Source organism: Homoserinibacter sp. YIM 151385 (assembly GCF_027912415.1).
Lineage (GTDB): Bacteria > Actinomycetota > Actinomycetes > Actinomycetales > Microbacteriaceae > Schumannella.
Genome location: NZ_CP115175.1, coordinates 1,315,392 through 1,331,412, shown reverse-complemented (window position 1 = coordinate 1,331,412; position 16,021 = coordinate 1,315,392). Strand labels below are relative to the sequence as shown.

The following is a 16,021-nucleotide window of genomic DNA, read 5'->3' as shown; positions in this document are numbered from 1 at the left end:
GATGTCCGAACCTGCTCAGCCCGCCCGCCGCGTCGCCGTCCTCGGAGCCGGCAGCTGGGGCACCACCTTCGCCAAGATCCTCGCCGACGGCGGGTCGCGGGTGAGCCTGTGGGCGCGCCGCCCGGAGCTCGCCCGCGAGATCAGCCAGTCGCGCCGGAACAGCGACTACCTCCCGGGCATCAACCTGCCGCGCGGCCTCTGGGCGAGCCCGCGCCTGCCCGAGGTGCTCGAGGGCGCCGAGCAGGTGTACCTCAGCGTGCCGAGCCAGTCGCTGCGCGAGAACCTCCGCATCGTGCGGGACCTCATCCCGGCCGACGCGATCGTCGTGTCGCTCATGAAGGGCGTCGAGCGCGGGACCCGGTACCGCATGAGCGAGGTCATCGAGCAGGAGCTCGCGATCGGGCCGGCGCGCACCGCCGTCATCTCGGGGCCGAACCTGGCGCTCGAGATCGCGAAGGAGCAGCCGACGGCCGCCGTCGTGTCGGCCGAGTCGGTCGCCACGGCGAGCGAGATCGCGGTCGCCGCATCCAGCCGCTACTTCCGCAGCTTCGTGAACACGGATGTCATCGGCACCGAGTTCGGCGGCGTGCTCAAGAACCTCATCGCGGTCGCGATCGGCATCGTCGACGGCGTCGGCTACGGCGAGAACACGAAGGCGTCGATCATCACGCGCGGCCTCGTCGAGATGACGGACTTCGCGGTCGCGTTCGGCGCGCGGCCGGAGACCCTGAGCGGGCTGGCCGGGCTCGGCGACCTCATCGCCACCTGCGAGTCGCCGCTCAGCCGCAACAACACGGCGGGGCGCCTCCTCGGGCAGGGGCTCGCGTACCGCGACGTGATCGCGCAGATGAACCAGACGGCGGAGGGGCTCGCCTCGGTGGCGCCCGTCCTCGAGCTCGCCGCCGAGCGCGGCGTGGAGATGCCGATCGTGAGCCAGGTCGCCGAGGTGCTCGCCGGTACGCTGGAGCCGCGGGACATCGCCCCGCATCTCACGACCGACACCGCAGAGCCCCAGGGGGAGTGATCGAGTGACGAGGATCCGGGTCGCGCTGCTGTTCGGCGGCCGATCGAGCGAGCACGCGATCAGCTGCGCGACCGCCGCGGGGGTGCTCGGCGCGATCGACCGCGAGCGCTTCGAGGTGGTGCCGATCGGGATCACGCACGACGGCGCCTGGACCCTCCAGCCCGACGATCCGGAGCGCTTCCGCCTCGACGCCGAGCTGCCCCGGGTGATCGACGACGGCTCGCGCGTCTCGACCCCGGAGTCCGCGGACTCCCGCGAGTGGTGGGTGCGCCGCGCCGACGGCGAGAGCGAGTCGCTCGGCGAGATCGACATCGCCTTCCCGATCCTCCACGGCCGCTTCGGCGAGGACGGCACCATCCAGGGCCGGCTCGAGCTCCTCGACATCCCCTACGTCGGCAACGGCGTCTTCGCCTCCTCGCTCGCGATGGACAAGCACTTCGCGAAGACGGTCCTGCAGGGTGCGGGCGTCGAGGTCGCCCCGTGGTGGACGGTCACCCGCGAGGGCCTGGAGCGGGATCGGGTGCTGTGGCGCTCCCGCCTGCGCTCCCTCGGCCTCCCCGTCTTCGTGAAGCCCGCGCGCGCCGGCTCCTCCGTCGGCGTCAGCAGGGTCGCCGACTGGGACGAGCTGGATGCGGCGCTCGAGACCGCCTTCGCCGAGGACGACCGGGTGCTCGTCGAGGCCGGCATCGTCGGCCGGGAGGTCGAGTGCGGGGTGCTCGAGGGGCGCGACGGCGGCCTGCCGCGGGTGAGTGTCGCGGGCGAGATCGTGGTGCGCGGCCGCGACTTCTACGACTTCGAGGCGAAGTACCTCGACGACGGCGCGGCGGAGCTGATCTGCCCGACCTCGCTGCGTCCGCGGGAGCTGCAGGCGATGCAGGCGATCGCCGCCCGCGCGTTCGAGGCGGTCGGCGCCTCGGGCCTGGCGCGCGTCGACTTCTTCTACACGGGCTCCGAGTTCGTGCTCAACGAGATCAACACCATGCCCGGCTTCACGCCGATCTCGATGTTCCCGAAGTGCTGGCAGGCCTCCGGCATGGAGTACCCCGAGCTCATCACCGAGCTCATCGAGCTGGGGCTCGCGGCGCGACGCTGAGCCGTCCGGGCCGAGCGGCTCAGTCGTCCGCGGGGCCGTCCTCGCCGGTGACCGTGTCATCCAGGCTCGTGCACCGGCGTCCGTTGCCCTCGGTCTGCCCGATCGCGTTCGAGAGCGAGCCGAGCACGATGCCGGAGCTCACCACGTCGTTGTCGACCGCGACATCCACCGCGGGCTCCCGCCCGAAGCTGCGGAACACCAGGTTCGGGGCGTCGCGGTCGTCGCGGAGCCAGAAGATGCCGTCGATCTCGATGCACGGCAGCTCCGACACCTCGGGCGCCTCGACCCCGCAGCGCACCACGACCGAGACGGGGTCGCCCCAGGCGGTCGTCGCCTGCGCGTTCGTCTCCCGGCGCTCGAGGCCCTGGATGTCGGTGGTGTCCTTGAGGCGGACGGTCACGGCCGCGCAGAGCGGGTCGTTCGATCCGGCCGCCGGCTCCAGCGGGACGATCGCGCTGCACCCGGAGAGCGCGATCCCGGCCCCGAGGAGGGCGACGATCGCGAGGGCGGAGCGGTGTCGGGCGGGCACCGTGAAAGGCTAGCGTGGTCACGCCGAGAGGATGCCCATGCCCGACATCGACGCCTTCGCCGCCGCCGTGCGGGAGGCCTTCCCGGACGCGCCGGACGCCGTCTCGCGCACGGCCGACGGCTTCCGGCTCACCCTTCCGCGGCAGCCCCGCCGCCGTCTGCGCCCGACGGACGGCGGGTTCCGGGCCTCCGAGCTCCCGCTCGTCGTCGAGGTGACGGCGGATGCCGCGACGGGCCGCTTCCGCGCCGCGGCCGGCCGCCGCGCCGACACCCGCATCGACGAGGTGACCACCACGCCGACGAGCTCCTCGCGGCAGGTCCATGTCGGCACGGTCCGGACGAGGTCCTTCGGCTGGTCGATGAGCCGCGGCGCCGACGGGCAGTGGCGCCGCTCGGGCGACTCGCTCGAGGACACCGGCGTGCTCGCGGCGCGCATCGCCGCAGCGGGCGAGCGTGTCGGCTGGCTGCCGGAGGCCGATCAGCAGGCCGCGATCGAGGCGGCGAGCGAGCCGATCGACCCCGCGGCCCTCCGGCGCGCGAAGCTCCTCATCGGCGGGATCGTCGGCGTCGTGGTCGTCATCTTCCTCGTCTCGGGCGTCGTGATCTCGGTCGTGTTCTCGCAGATGATCGGGCGATGAGCGGGGAGGCCGGCGACGCGACCGGGGCGGGCACGCTCGGCTCGCTCGGCGAGGGCGAGGTCCTCGCGCGCATCCTGCCCCGCCTCCCGCGCGGGGAGGCGACGCTGATCGGCCCGGGCGACGACGCCGCGGTCGTGCGGGCCGCGGACGGGCGGGTCGTCGTGACGACGGACACCATGATCCACGGGCCCGACTTCCGGCTCGCCTGGTCGAGCCCGCGCGAGCTCGGCTGGAAGGCGGCGGCGACGAATCTCGCCGACGTCGCCGCGATGGGCGCCCGGCCGACCGCGCTCGTCGTCGCGCTGACGGCGCCGGCGGCGACGCCGGTCGAGGTGCTGGAAGGCATCGCCGAGGGGCTCCGGGAGGGCTGCGAGGCGCTCGCGCCCGGCTGCGGCGTCGTCGGCGGCGACCTCAGCGTCTCGGCGACGCTGACGCTCGCCGTGACCGCCTTCGGCGACCTGGAGGGGCGGGAGCCGGTGCTCCGCTCGGGCGCGCGTGTCGGCGACGTCGTCGCGGTGTCGGGGCCGCTCGGGGATGCCGGGCACGGCATCCGGCTCCTGTTCGCCGAGGCGGTGGATGCCGGGGGCGAGCCGAGCGCGGAGCTCGCGGCCGCCCTCCGCGAGCGCGAGCCCCGGGCCCTCGCCGCGCAGCTCGCGCCCTCGCCGCCCATCGGGGCCGGGGTCGCGGCGGCGGAGGCCGGTGCGACCGCGATGCTCGACGTCAGCGACGGGCTGCTGCTCGACGCCCGCCGGATCGCGCGCGCCTCGGGCGTCCGGTTCGAGCTCGACGGCGCGGCGGTCGCGGCGGGTGCGCCCTCGCTCGCTCTGGCGCTGACCGGGGGCGAGGACCACGCCCTGCTCGCGGCCTTCCCGCCGGGGTCGGTGCCGAGCGCTTTCCGCGCGATCGGCCGGGTCGCCGCGGGGGAGGGGGTCGCGGTCGACGGCGTCCCCGCCGACGAGCGCGGCGGCTGGGACCCCTACGCCGACTGGGACGGCGCGGCGGGCTGAGCCCTCCCCGCCTCTCGGCGGGCGAGCGCCGCGCGGGGGCTCAGTCCCCCCGCAGCCAGAAGATCGCCGTCTCGCCGTAGTCGCGCCGGCGCTCGATCTCGAGCCCGTCCGGCAGCTCGGGCAGCGCATCCCGGGCGGCGCGCTCGAGCACGATCACGGCACCCTCCGCGAGGCAGGGCACGAGCGCGTCGAGGTTGTGCCGGAGCTCGGCCCCGCCCAGCTCGTAGGGCGGGTCGATGAACACGAGATCCCACCGCCTCCCGGCGCCGCCGAGGAAGGCTTGCACGGGCGAGGAGGTCACCGTGATCTCGGGCTCCGCGCCGCGCGGGGCCGCCCGCCGCACGAGTGCAGCGTTCTCGCGGCCGATGCGGGTCGCGGCATTCACCTTGTCGACGAGCGTCACGCTCGCCGCCCCGCGGGATGCCGCCTCCAGTCCGAGCGAGCCGGTGCCGGCATAGAGGTCGAGGACCCGCGCGCCGCGGATCGCATCCTGCGCGTCGAGGGCGGAGAAGATCGCCTCGCGCACCCGGTCGGTCGTGGGGCGGGTGCCCGTCGGCGGCACCTTGAGCCGCAGGGATCCCGCGAAGCCCGAGATGATGCGCGTCATGCCTCCACGCTAGCGGCGCGCGGGCCTAGCATCGGGCTCGTGATCGAGGAGCGCGCGTCGGCGACCCGCACGACGCCGGGCGTCGTGAACAACGTCGTCTACGAGGGCGGCGGCCGGCTCGTCGAGAACGAGGGGCTCGCGCAGACCTTCGAGGCGCTCGAGTCGCACCCGCACGCGCTCGCCTGGATCGGCCTGTACCGCCCCGACGAGTCGCTGATGTCCGCGCTCGCGGCCCAGTTCGGGCTCCACCCGCTCGCCATCGAGGACGCCCTCACCGCCCACCAGCGCCCGAAGGTGGAGCGCTACGGCGACACCCGCTTCATGGTGCTCAAGGCGGCGCACTACGACGACGAGGCCGAGTCGATCTCGTTCGGCGAGCTGCACGTCTTCTCGGGGCCGCGGTTCGTGATCACCGTCCGGCACGCGGAGTCGCCGCGCCTGACGCCGGTGCGCGAGCGCATCGAGTCGACGCCGGGCGCGCTGGCCGAGGGCGCGGAGGCGGTCGTCTACGCGATCCTCGACGCCGTCGTCGACGGCTACGCGCCGGTGGTCAAGGGCCTCGCGAACGACATCGACGAGATCGAGACGCAGGTCTTCGACGGCGACCCGGAGGTGTCGCGGCGCATCTACCAGCTGAACCGCGAGGTCATCGAGTTCGAGCGGGCGGTCTCGCCGCTCGTCGAGATCCTCGACGTGCTCTCGGCGGGCTTCGTCGACGGCTCGGTGAGCGACGAGCTGCAGCAGTCGCTGCGGGATGTCGCGGACCACGTCGTGCAGGCGAAGGAGCGGATCGACGAGTTCCGGGTGCTGCTGCGCGACATCCTCCAGGTCAACAACAACCTGGTGACGCAGCGGCAGAACGAGGAGGCGCAGCGGCTCAGCGCCGCGAGCAACCGGCAGGCGGAGGAGGCGCGGCTCATCTCGGGCTGGGCCGCGATCCTGTTCGCGCCCTCCCTCGTCGGCTCGATCTACGGCATGAACTTCCGCTTCATGCCGGAGCTCGACCAGCCGTGGGGCTATCCCTTCGCGCTCGTGCTCATGGCGGCCTCCAGCGTCACCCTCTTCGCGGTCTTCAAGCGCCGCGGCTGGCTCTAGCCGACTCGCGAGAGACATGTCTCTTGCGCCAGGGACGGCGTCGTGCGGCTGTCCCCGGCACCGGAGACATGTCTCTGGCGAAGGGGGAGAACCGTCGGCGGGCGCGGGTAGCCTCGGAGCGTGGAACCCGGACCCCTCGACGCGAAGCTGCAGAGCGCGCTCGGCGGGCGCACGGCCTCCGCCTTCGAGCGCGCCTTCGGGATGCGGACGGTTGGCGACCTGCTCGCGCACGCCCCACGGCGCTACGCGAAGCGCGGCGAGCTGACCGCGATCGACGAGCTCGCCATCGGGGAGGCCGTGACGATCGTCGCGGAGGTGCGCAAGGTCGCCTCCCGCACCATGCGGCAGCGGCGCGGCTCGATCCTCGAGGTCGAGATCGGCGACGGCCGCGGCATCCTCACGCTCACCTTCTTCAACCAGGCGTGGCGCGAGAAGGAGCTGCAGCCGGGCGTGCGCGGGGTCTTCGCCGGCAAGGTCGGCGACTACCGCGGTCAGCGGCAGCTCGCGCACCCCGACTACGAGCTCTTCGACGAGGGGGATGTGCGCCAGGCGGCCCTCGCCGAGGGCGGCTCGCTCGACGACCCCTCGGCGAAAGCCTGGGCGGAGCAGCCGGTGCCGATCTACCCGGCGACCTCGACGATCCCGAGCTGGAAGGTCGCGCAGGCGGTCCAGGTCGTGCTCGACACGCTGCCCGAGCTCGCCGACCCGGTGCCGGACGCGATCCGCGGCGAGCGGCGGCTCGTCTCCTTCCGGCGCGCGCTCGAGCAGCTGCACCGGCCGAGGAAAGACGCCGAGGTCTTCGCCGCGCGCGATGCGCTCCGCTTCCAGGAGGCCTTCGTGCTCCAGACGGCGCTGCTGCGCCGCCGCGCCGAGCACCGGGCCGCCCCGACGCCCGCGCGCGTGCCGGGCGCCCTCTCGACCGGGTTCGATGCGGCGCTGCCCTTCGAGCTCACGGGCGACCAGCGGCTCGTGGGGGAGGAGATCGAGCGAGATCTCGCGAGCGGCGTGCCCATGAACCGTCTCGTGCAGGGGGAGGTCGGCTCCGGCAAGACGCTCGTCGCGCTGCGGGCGATGCTCGCGGTCGCGGACTCCGGCGGGCAGTCGGCGCTGCTCGCGCCGACGGAGGTGCTCGCGGCCCAGCACCATCGCTCCATCGTCGCCTCGCTCGGCCCGGAGCTCGCCGCGCGCCTGCGCCCCGTGCTCCTGACGGGGCAGCTGCCCGCCGCCGAGCGACGCAAGGCGCTCCTCGCGGCGGCCTCCGGCTCCGCGTCGATCGTGGTCGGCACGCACGCGCTCCTCGGCGAGCAGGTCTCCTTCGCCGAGCTCGGCCTCGTCGTCGTCGACGAGCAGCACCGCTTCGGCGTCGACCAGCGCGAGGCGCTCCGCCTGAAGGGCGGCTCGCCGCACGTGCTCGTGCTCACGGCGACGCCCATCCCGCGCACGGTCGCGATGACGGTGTTCGGCGACCTCGACACCTCCACCATCACCGAGCTGCCGAAGGGCCGCTCGCCGATCGCCTCGCACGTCGTGCCGCTCGCGGACGCCCCGGGTTGGGAGCCGCGGATCTGGGCGCGGATGGCGGAGGAGCTCGCCCAGGGTCGGCAGGCCTTCATCGTGTGCCCCGCGATCGACCAGAGGGACGCGCCGGACCCGGAGCTCGACGGCGCGCCCGCCGACGGCGAGGGCGGGGAGTCGGCGGCGAGGGAGCCGGGGGCGGCGGTGCTGAGCGTCCTCGAGTACGTGCGCTCGCATCCCGCGCTGGCCGGCCGCCGCGTCGAGCCGCTGCACGGGCGCATGAGCTCGGAGGAGAAGGAGGCGACGATGCGCGCCTTCGCGGACGCCTCGATCGACGTGCTCGTCGCGACGACCGTCATCGAGGTCGGGGTCGACGTGCCGAACGCCTCGACCATGGTCGTGCTCGACGCCGACCGCTTCGGGGTCTCGCAGCTGCACCAGCTCCGCGGGCGGGTCGGCCGGGGCGGCGTCCCGGGGCTGTGCCTCTTCGTGACGCGTGCCGAGCAGGAGACGGTGGCGCGCGAGCGGGTGGAGGCGGTCGCGGCGACGCTCGACGGCTTCGAGCTCGCGGAGGTCGACCTCGAGCTGCGTCGCGAGGGCGACGTGCTCGGGGATGCGCAGTCGGGCGGGCGCTCCTCGCTCCGGTTCCTGCGGGTGGTGAAGGACGGCGAGCTCATCGGCCAGGCGCGGGAGCTCGCGGCCGGAGTCCTGGAGGAGGACCCGGAGCTCAGCCTCCACCCGGCGCTCCGCGAGGCGCTCGCGCGACGCCTCGACGAGTCCGAGCGGGCCTTCCTCGCGAAGAGCTGAGGCCGGTCAGTGCTCGCCGGCGGCGCGATGAGCCGCCGGGGCCGCGACATGTGCGCACCGCCTCGCTAGGCTTGCGCAGGTGAGCAGGATCGCCGTCGTCCCCGGTTCCTTCGACCCCGTCACCCTCGGGCACCTCGATGTCATCGAGCGCGCCGCCCGCATCTTCGACGAGCTGCACGTGCTCGTCGTCCACAACCCGGGCAAGACGGCGCTGCTGCCGATCGCGCAGCGCGTCTCCCTCATCCAGGACGCCATCGCCGACGCGAAGCTGCCCGGGAGGATCTCGGTGACGAGCTGGAGCGTCGGCCTGCTCGTCGACTACTGCACGGATGTCGGGGCCAGCGTGCTCGTGAAGGGCATCCGCTCGCAGGTGGACGTCGCCTACGAGACCCCGATGGCGATCGTGAACCGCAACCTCGCGGGCGTCGAGACGGTCTTCATGCTCCCCGACCCGGCGCACGCGCACGTGAGCTCCTCGCTGGTGCGGCAGGTCGCCTCCCTCGGCGGCGACGTGTCGCCGTACGTGCCGCGGGCGGTCGCGGACTTCCTGCAGTCGGAGCGCTAGCGACCCGTTCACCCGGCCCGCCCAGCGCGCCCCCGCATCCACGGGGGAGGATGGGCGCATGACCGCCAGCGCCGCCGCCCCCGCCCTCACCCTCGGCTACAAGGCCTCCGCCGAGCAGTTCGATCCGCGCGAGCTCGTCGAGATCGCGGTCGCCGCGGAGGCTCACGGCATGGAGTCGGTGGCGGTGAGCGACCACTTCCAGCCCTGGCGCCACGAGGGCGGTCACGCGCCCTTCTCGCTCGCCTGGATGGCGGCGGTCGGCGAGCGGACGGAGCGCATCCGCCTCGGCACCTCCGTCATGACCCCGACCTTCCGCTACAACCCGGCGGTCGTCGCGCAGGCCTTCGCGACGATGGGCTGCCTGTACCCCGAGCGCGTCTTCCTCGGCGTCGGCACGGGGGAGGCGCTCAACGAGATCGCGACCGGGTTCCGCGGCGCGGGCTCGCAGGAGTGGCCCGAGTTCAAGGAGCGCTTCGCGCGCCTGCGGGAGGCGGTGCGCCTCATGCGCGCGCTGTGGACGGGCGACCGGGTGAGCTTCGAGGGCGACTACTACTCGACGCACGACGCCTCCATCTACGACGTGCCCGACGGCGGCATCCCCGTCTACATCGCGGCGGGCGGCCCGGTCGTCGCGAAGTACGCGGGCCGCGCGGGCGACGGCTTCATCTGCACCTCCGGCAAGGGCATGGAGCTCTACACGGAGAAGCTGCTGCCGGCGGTCGCGGAGGGCGCGGCCGCGGGGGAGCGCGATGCCGCATCCATCGACCGCATGATCGAGATCAAGCTCTCGTACGACACCGACCACAAGCGGGCGCTGGAGAGCACGCGCTTCTGGTCGCCGCTCGCGCTCTCGAAGGAGCAGAAGCACGACATCACCGACCCCGTCGAGATGGAGCGGGCGGCGGATGCGCTCCCGATCGAGCAGATCGCCTCGCGCTGGATCGTGGGCAGCGATCCCGACGAGGTCGTGGAGGGCATCCGGCCCTACGTGGAGGCGGGGCTGAACCACCTCGTGTTCCACGCGCCGGGGCAGGATCAGCGCCGCTTCCTGGAGCTCTTCGAGCGGGATCTGGCGCCGCGCCTGCGCGCCCTGAGCTGAGACGTCGTCAGCCCTGGCGGACGGTGAGCCCCGAACGGGGTATACCGGTTCGTCTGTCCTCACGCGAGAGTAGACGACGGCACCACCACGCGATGACCCGTCGCGAGACCGATGGCGGCGTCGATTTGGGGGACACCACCATGCACGCACCCGAGCGTGCGCGCCTCGGAGCGCGACGATGACGGCCGTCGGCCACGGCCCGACGACCGGGACCGCGGCGCCCGCGCCATCCGGCCCGGCGTACACGATGCCCGTCGCGGCCCCCGCCGGCCGCGTCTACTCGGCCATGCCGACGCCCGCGGCGTTCGACGCCGCCATGCCGACCGGCCCCGCGCACAGCTTCGGGGTGCAGACCTCGGCGGGCTGGACGACGGCCGCCGTCGCGATCCACGACGCCCGCGCCGCCGGCGCCGAGCTGCTGCAGCTCGAGGTCGACGACCTCGGCGCGATCCTCATCGACTTCCGCCAGGGCGCCTTCTACTGGGCGACGCCGCTGAACCGCTTCCCGATCCGCCCGGAGCGCGCCGTCGCCCTCGTGCCGGAGGCGGCATCCGTCGCCCTCACCGGCCTCCCGCGCCAACGGCTCGACACGCTGCTCTGGATGATCGGCATCACCGCGTTCGGCGGCGGCCCCGCGCCCTGGCTGCGCGGCGGCGACCGCTATCGCGTCGTGCGCTGGCCGAACTTCACCGAGCTGCCGCACCGCGACGACTACCTCCGCATGACGGCGGCGCTCGTCACCGGGCACCTGTCGCTCTCGGAGCTCGCGACCGCCGCCGGCACCACGATCTCCGACGCCGCGCGCATCGTCACCGCCTTCACGCTCATGGGCGCCGCCGATGTCTCCGCCGTGCAGCAGGCGCCTGCCGCGCTCCTCGTGAACGCCGAGGATGCGAGCCGGCCGAGCCTGTGGGGGCGACTCCGCGCACGGCTGGGGCGTGATCGCTGATGGCCGAGCACGTCATCCTCTTCGCCGGTCCCATGGGCGCCGGCAAGACGACCGCCGTCGAGGCGCTCAGCGAGATCGAGATGGTCCGCACGGAGGCCGGCAACACCGACCGCGAGACCGCCGACAAGGCGACCACGACGGTCGCGCTCGACTACGGCGAGATCACGCTCGACGAGGAGGACAAGGTCCGCCTCTACGGCGTGCCCGGCCAGAAGCGCTTCGACTTCATGTGGTCGATCCTCAAGGAGCGCGCCCGCGGGCTCATCCTGCTCGTCCACAACGACGCCCCCGACTCCATCGACCAGATGATCGAGTACCTCGACGAGTTCGCCGAGCTGGATGCGCGCGGCGGCGTCGTCATCGGCGTCACGCGGTCCGACCTCGAGCTGGGTCCGCCCCTCGACGACTACTCGGCGGCGCTCCGCCTGCGCCGCCCCGAGCTCGTGGTCCCGGTGTACACCGTCGACCCGAGAGACCAGGACCAGATGCGCACCATGCTCATGACCCTCATCGCGAACATCGAGATCCGCGCGATGCTCGCGCCGCGATCGACCCGACCCGCGGGAGGTGCGGCATGAGCGACGCGCTCCATCGCGACCCGGCCGTCGTCGCGCACGCCGAGGCGGTCCTCGCGGGCCTCGCCGAGGACAGCCGCGCGCTCGTCTACGGCTCGCTGCTCACCGACGACGGCTTCCTCATCGCGCAGGTCCGCGCGGGCGGCACCGACGGCGGGCGCTTCGCGAGCATGGCGAGCGCCATGCAGGCGCTGAGCGAGGCGGTCGTCCGCGAGCTCAGCATCGGCGACGCCGAGTACGTGGTCATCGCCGCGGGCGAGGGCCATGTCATCCAGCGGCGCGTGCCCGGCCAGACGGTCGTGCTCGCGGCGCTCTTCGACACCGACGAGACGCTCGGCAAGGCGCTCGCCGCCACCAAGATCTCCGCGCAGCGCATGACGGCGCTGCCCCGGACGGGGGCCCAGACCGGCGACGGGCCGGCCTCCGAATCCGCTGCGGGGGCCCCGCTCCTGCAGCACCACGACCCCACCCAGAACAGCTAAGGAACACCCGACATGTCCAGCATCTCCGAGTCGCTCGACTCCCTCCTCGCCCTCGACGGCGCCATGGCCGCCGCCCTCGTCGACAGCGGCTCCGGCATGCTGCTCGGCGGCGTGGGCTCCGGCATCGACCTCGAGGTCGCGGCCGCCGGCAACACCGAGGTCGTGCGCGCCAAGCTCAAGACCGCGAGGTCGCTCGGCCTCACCGACTCGATCGAGGACATCCTCATCACGCTCTCGACCCAGTTCCACATCATCCGCCCGCACGCCGGCAACCCCGAGGTCTTCATCTACCTCGTGCTCGACCGGCCGAAGGCGAACCTCGCGCTCGCGCGCATCAAGACCAAGGAGATCGACGGCCAGCTCGCGCTGTAGTCCTCGCGCGGCATCGCCGCACTCCGCTCGGACGACGGGCGGCGTGGAGTCCCGACGGCTCCGCGCCGCCCGTCTCCGCGTCGGCGGGCGGGGCGGCGATGGCTCGCGGGCGAGACACTCCGGCCCGGCGGCGCTGCGGTTTCGCGATACTGACACCGTGAGCACCCTCGGCTGGATCCGTGCCTGGCTGGTCTTCTTCGTGCTCGCGCTCGTCGCGAGCGGCATCACCGCGTTCCCCCTCGAGTGGGAGCTGCGGCTGCTCGCCGATCTGCTCCACGCCACCCCCGCCCCCGACCTCGTGCCGGGGCTCGTCGAGTGGGTCGAGCGCGTGCGAGACGCGATCATCGCGACGAACGCCGACTACCCCTACCTCGCCTACGGCACCGACTGGCTCGCCTTCGCGCACCTCGTCATCGCGGTGTTCTTCGTCGGGGCGCTCATCGACCCCGTCCGCAACGTGTGGGTCATCGTCTCCGGCATGATCGCGTGCGCCGGGGTGATCCCGCTCGCGCTGATCGCCGGGGCCGTGCGCGGCATCCCGCTCGGCTGGCAGCTGGTCGACATGTCCTTCGGGGTGTTCGGCGTCGTGCCGCTTCTCATCGTGCTGCGGCTCATCCGGCGGCGCGCGCGCGAGCTCGCGAGCGGGGACGCGGCGGCCTGATCCCCGATCCGAGCCGGTGGACGGCGCCGCGCTCCGCTTAGATCGACCTATGGCTCATCCCGTCATCGGCTACGCCGCCCCGCTCGAGCAGTTCCACCCGAACGAGGTGCTCGCGAGCGCCGCGCTCGCGGAGCAGCACGGCTTCTCAGGCGTCATGGCGACCGACCACTTCCAGCCATGGGTGCCCGCGCAGGGCCAGGCGGGCTTCGTCTGGAACGTGCTGAGCGCCCTCGGCCAGACCACCGGCCACGACCTCGTGACGGGCGTCACGACGCCCGGCTACCGACTGCATCCCGCGGTCGTCGCGCAGGCCTCCGCGACCCTCGCCGCCATGTACCCGGGGCGGCATCTGCTCGGCATCGGCTCGGGCGAGGCGCTCAACGAGCACGTCACCGGCCAGTACTGGCCGGAGGCGCCGGCCCGCATCGACCGGATGTTCGAGGCGGTCGAGATCATCCGGAAGCTCTTCGCGGCAGGGCTCGCGGGGCGCGACGTGAAGCACGAGGGAGCGCACTTCCGGCTCGAGTCGACGCGGCTGTGGACGATGCCCGAGACTCCGCCCGAGATCCTCGTCGCGACCGCGGGGCCCGTCACCGCCCGCCGCGCGGGCCGCACGGTCGACGGCCTCATCACCGTCGGCGCCGGCGTCGAGAGCGTCGCCCGCCTCCTCCAGCGCTTCGCGGAGGGCGCCCGCGAGGCGGGGCGGGATGCGAGCGAGATGACGACGGTGCTCCAGCTCCACCTCTCCTGGGCGCCGACGCTCGAGGAGGCGCGGGCGAACGCGCTGCGGGAGTGGCCGAACGGCGGCATGCGCTTCGGCAAGAGCGACATCCGCTCGCCCCACGAGTTCGAGCAGATCAGCCGGCTGGTGCGGATCGAGGACTTCGAGCCCTCCCTCCTCGTGAGCGAGGACCTCGACGCGCACCGGGCCCGCATCCAGTCGTTCCTCGATCTCGGCTTCGACCGGATCTTCCTCCACGACGTCGGCCGCGACCAGGCGCGCTTCATCGAGGCCTTCGGGCGCGAGGTGCTGCCGGGGCTGCGCCGATGACGCCCGCGCGGCTGACCGTCTGGGCGGTCGACGGCATCCCCGAGATCCGGGGCGGGGATGCGCTGGCCGGCATCCTCGGCGACGCGCTCGCCGGCGAGGGGCTCGAGGCGGGCGACATCCTCGCCGTCACCTCGAAGATCGTCTCGAAGGCGGAGGGGCGCCTCGTCGAGGCCGCCGATCGCGAGGCCGCGATCACCGCCGAGACGGTGCGCGTCGTCGCCTCGCGAGAGCATCCGGGCGGGGTGACCCGCATCGTCGAGAACCGTCTCGGGCTCGTCATGGCGGCGGCCGGCGTCGACGCCTCGAACACGCCCGAGGGCACGGTGCTGCTGCTGCCGCTCGACCCGGACGCCTCGGCGCGGGCGCTCGCGGCGGCGCTGCGCAAGCGCTTCGGGGTGCCGCTCGGGGTCGTCGTCAGCGACACCTCGGGGCGGCCGTGGCGCGAGGGGCAGACCGACATCGCGATCGGCGCGGCCGGGCTCCGGGTGGTCGACGATCTCCGCGGCGGCGTCGACCAGCACGGGCGTCCGCTCGCGGTCACGGCGGCGGCGGTCGCCGACGAGATCGCGGGGGCCGCGGACCTCGTGAAGGGGAAGGCGGGCGGGCGGCCGCTCGCCGTGGTCCGCGGGCTCGGGCGTCTGGTCGGCCCGCTCGAGCTGCCGGGGGCGCGCAGCATCCCCCGGCTGGGCGAGCGCGATTTGTTCCGCCTCGGCACCGACGAGGCGATCGAGCTCGGCCGCCGCCTCGAGCGCGAGGGTCGCTAGGGGCGCTGCGGCCGGCGCTCCGACGGTCGGATCTCGCCCCCCGCCCCCGCCCCCGCGCGCAACGTGCGCCGTGAGGGGTCCCAAATGACGGGTCTTGGATGCCGTAATCGGTCGTATGGGACCCCTCACGGCATCCGAGCGCTCGGCTCTCGGTGCCCCGTCACGAGCGGCCTGCGTCGTGAGGGGGCCCAGATGACGGGTTCGGGAGGCCGAGACCCGTCATATGGGACCCCTCACGGAGCGGGCAGGTGTCAGGCGGGCAGGTGTCAGGCAGCAGGCGGGCAGATCGGGCGGGATGCGCTCAGGGCTGCGCGCGCTCGAACTGCTGGTGCCCGATCACCGAGAGGAGCTGCAGCTTCTCGTGCGACTCGGAGCCGGGGGTCGCCGTGAAGACGAGCAGCAGCTGGCCGTGGTCGGGGTCGAGGAGCTTCTGGCACTGCAGCTCCATGACGCCGAGCTCGGGATGCTGCAGGCGCTTCTCGGTGCCGTGCGGCAGCGCGACCTCGTGCTCGGCCCAGATCGTGCGGAACTCCTCGCTCGATGCGGCGAGCGAGCGCACGAGCTCGGCCGCCCGGGAGCGCTCGCCGTCGCGCGCGGCGGCGGCGCGGAGCTCGGAGACGAAGATCCGCCCGCGCAGCTCGTGGTCGTCGGCGGGGTAGACGTCGCGCGAGGCCGGCTCGTGGAACCAGCGGTGCACGGTCGCGCGGCCGAGGCCCGTCCAGCGCGAGGCGTCGCCGAAGAGCGCGACGGCGGGTGGGGTCTGCACGAGGATCTCGCCGACGGGGGAGAGGATCTGCGCCGGGGTGTCCTGCAGGCGGTCGAGCACCCGCATGAGCCCGGGGGCGATGTGGTCGCCGCCGCCGGTGCGCGCGGGGGCGGTGTGGCCGGCGAGCCGGAAGAGGTGGTCGCGCTCGGCGAGCGTGAGCCGCATCCCGCGCGCGATCGCGGTGAGCATCTGCTCGGAGGGCTGGGGGCCGCGCTGCTGCTCGAGCCGCGTGTAGTAGTCGGTCGACATGCCGCTGAGCAGCGCGACCTCCTCGCGGCGCAGGCCGTCGGCCCGCCGGCGCGGGCCGCGGGGGATGCCGACGTCCTCGGGCTGCAGCGCCTCGCGGCGGGTGCGGAGGAAGTCGGCGAGCTGGGGTCGGTCCACCATGTCAGTCTCCGTCCTGGGGCCGGGGCCGGACAAGGG

General features: G+C 73.7%; 18 protein-coding genes. 15 read left to right on the top strand and 3 right to left on the bottom strand.

Translation table 11 applies throughout. The features are described 5' to 3' along the window. The first annotated feature begins 1 nt into the window (after position 1). The gene (locus OF852_RS06500) at positions 2-1,024 is read left to right on the top strand and encodes an NAD(P)H-dependent glycerol-3-phosphate dehydrogenase (protein ID WP_271120984.1); all 1,023 of its coding nucleotides are present in this window, start codon (positions 2-4) and stop codon (positions 1,022-1,024) included. A 4-nt stretch (positions 1,025-1,028) separates the two neighbouring features. Further along, positions 1,029-2,117, top strand: coding sequence for a D-alanine--D-alanine ligase family protein (locus tag OF852_RS06495; protein ID WP_271120983.1), 1,089 nt, complete (start codon positions 1,029-1,031; stop codon positions 2,115-2,117). Between the two features lie 19 nt (positions 2,118-2,136). Here OF852_RS06495 and OF852_RS06490 read toward each other — a convergent pair whose 3' ends face one another. Next, the gene (locus tag OF852_RS06490) at positions 2,137-2,646 is read right to left on the bottom strand and encodes a DUF3515 family protein (protein ID WP_271120982.1); all 510 of its coding nucleotides are present in this window, start codon (positions 2,644-2,646) and stop codon (positions 2,137-2,139) included. Positions 2,647-2,683: 37 nt separating this feature from the next. Between OF852_RS06490 and OF852_RS06485 the strand changes: the two genes are divergently transcribed. Together OF852_RS06485 and thiL are read left to right on the top strand one after the other, a co-directional pair. Continuing rightward, positions 2,684-3,283 (top strand): hypothetical protein, encoded by a 600-nt coding sequence (locus OF852_RS06485; RefSeq protein WP_271120981.1) that lies wholly within the window; start codon positions 2,684-2,686, stop codon positions 3,281-3,283. Next, complete coding sequence (gene thiL / locus OF852_RS06480; RefSeq protein ID WP_271120980.1) at positions 3,280-4,290, top strand: thiamine-phosphate kinase; 1,011 nt, start codon at positions 3,280-3,282, stop codon at positions 4,288-4,290. The genes OF852_RS06485 and thiL overlap by 4 nt, the downstream gene beginning before the upstream one ends. A gap of 40 nt (positions 4,291-4,330) precedes the next feature. Here thiL and OF852_RS06475 read toward each other — a convergent pair whose 3' ends face one another. After that, positions 4,331-4,897 (bottom strand): RsmD family RNA methyltransferase, encoded by a 567-nt coding sequence (locus OF852_RS06475; RefSeq protein ID WP_271120979.1) that lies wholly within the window; start codon positions 4,895-4,897, stop codon positions 4,331-4,333. A gap of 39 nt (positions 4,898-4,936) precedes the next feature. Here OF852_RS06475 and OF852_RS06470 point away from each other — a divergent pair, with 39 nt between their 5' ends. The 11 genes from OF852_RS06470 to OF852_RS06420 all read left to right on the top strand — a co-directional run bounded on the left by OF852_RS06470 (position 4,937) and on the right by OF852_RS06420 (position 14,832). Continuing rightward, a complete protein-coding gene (locus tag OF852_RS06470) occupies positions 4,937-5,992 on the top strand; it encodes a magnesium and cobalt transport protein CorA (protein ID WP_271120978.1) in 1,056 nt (351 codons plus the stop codon). Positions 5,993-6,112: 120 nt separating this feature from the next. Beyond that, positions 6,113-8,314 (top strand): ATP-dependent DNA helicase RecG, encoded by a 2,202-nt coding sequence (locus OF852_RS06465; RefSeq protein WP_271120977.1) that lies wholly within the window; start codon positions 6,113-6,115, stop codon positions 8,312-8,314. 79 nt (positions 8,315-8,393) lie between these two features. Then, complete coding sequence (gene coaD, locus OF852_RS06460) at positions 8,394-8,879, top strand: pantetheine-phosphate adenylyltransferase (RefSeq protein ID WP_271120976.1); 486 nt, start codon at positions 8,394-8,396, stop codon at positions 8,877-8,879. 58 nt (positions 8,880-8,937) lie between these two features. Then, a complete protein-coding gene (gene fgd / locus OF852_RS06455; protein WP_271120975.1) occupies positions 8,938-9,978 on the top strand; it encodes a glucose-6-phosphate dehydrogenase (coenzyme-F420) in 1,041 nt (346 codons plus the stop codon). 178 nt (positions 9,979-10,156) lie between these two features. After that, positions 10,157-10,927 (top strand): hypothetical protein, encoded by a 771-nt coding sequence (locus OF852_RS06450; protein WP_271120974.1) that lies wholly within the window; start codon positions 10,157-10,159, stop codon positions 10,925-10,927. Next, positions 10,927-11,505, top strand: a complete 579-nt coding sequence (locus tag OF852_RS06445; RefSeq protein WP_271120973.1) for a GTP-binding protein — start codon at positions 10,927-10,929, stop codon at positions 11,503-11,505. The genes OF852_RS06450 and OF852_RS06445 overlap by 1 nt, the downstream gene beginning before the upstream one ends. Beyond that, positions 11,502-11,984: a roadblock/LC7 domain-containing protein gene (locus tag OF852_RS06440; protein ID WP_271120972.1), complete on the top strand. Its 483-nt coding sequence runs from the start codon at positions 11,502-11,504 to the stop codon at positions 11,982-11,984. Before OF852_RS06445 ends, OF852_RS06440 begins: the two co-directional genes overlap by 4 nt. A gap of 12 nt (positions 11,985-11,996) precedes the next feature. Beyond that, on the top strand, positions 11,997-12,356 hold the full coding sequence (locus OF852_RS06435) for a hypothetical protein (RefSeq protein WP_271120971.1): 360 nt from the start codon (positions 11,997-11,999) through the stop codon (positions 12,354-12,356). 157 nt (positions 12,357-12,513) lie between these two features. Then, on the top strand, positions 12,514-13,017 hold the full coding sequence (locus OF852_RS06430; RefSeq protein ID WP_271120970.1) for a hypothetical protein: 504 nt from the start codon (positions 12,514-12,516) through the stop codon (positions 13,015-13,017). A gap of 49 nt (positions 13,018-13,066) precedes the next feature. Continuing rightward, positions 13,067-14,068: a TIGR03557 family F420-dependent LLM class oxidoreductase gene (locus OF852_RS06425; RefSeq protein WP_271120969.1), complete on the top strand. Its 1,002-nt coding sequence runs from the start codon at positions 13,067-13,069 to the stop codon at positions 14,066-14,068. Then, a complete protein-coding gene (locus OF852_RS06420) occupies positions 14,065-14,832 on the top strand; it encodes a coenzyme F420-0:L-glutamate ligase (RefSeq protein ID WP_271120968.1) in 768 nt (255 codons plus the stop codon). Before OF852_RS06425 ends, OF852_RS06420 begins: the two co-directional genes overlap by 4 nt. 301 nt (positions 14,833-15,133) lie before the next feature. On the opposite strand, the gene OF852_RS06415 is transcribed toward OF852_RS06420, so the two are convergent. Beyond that, entirely contained in the window at positions 15,134-15,985 is an 852-nt protein-coding gene (locus OF852_RS06415) for a helix-turn-helix transcriptional regulator (protein WP_271120967.1), read from the bottom strand. Positions 15,986-16,021 lie beyond the last annotated feature (36 nt).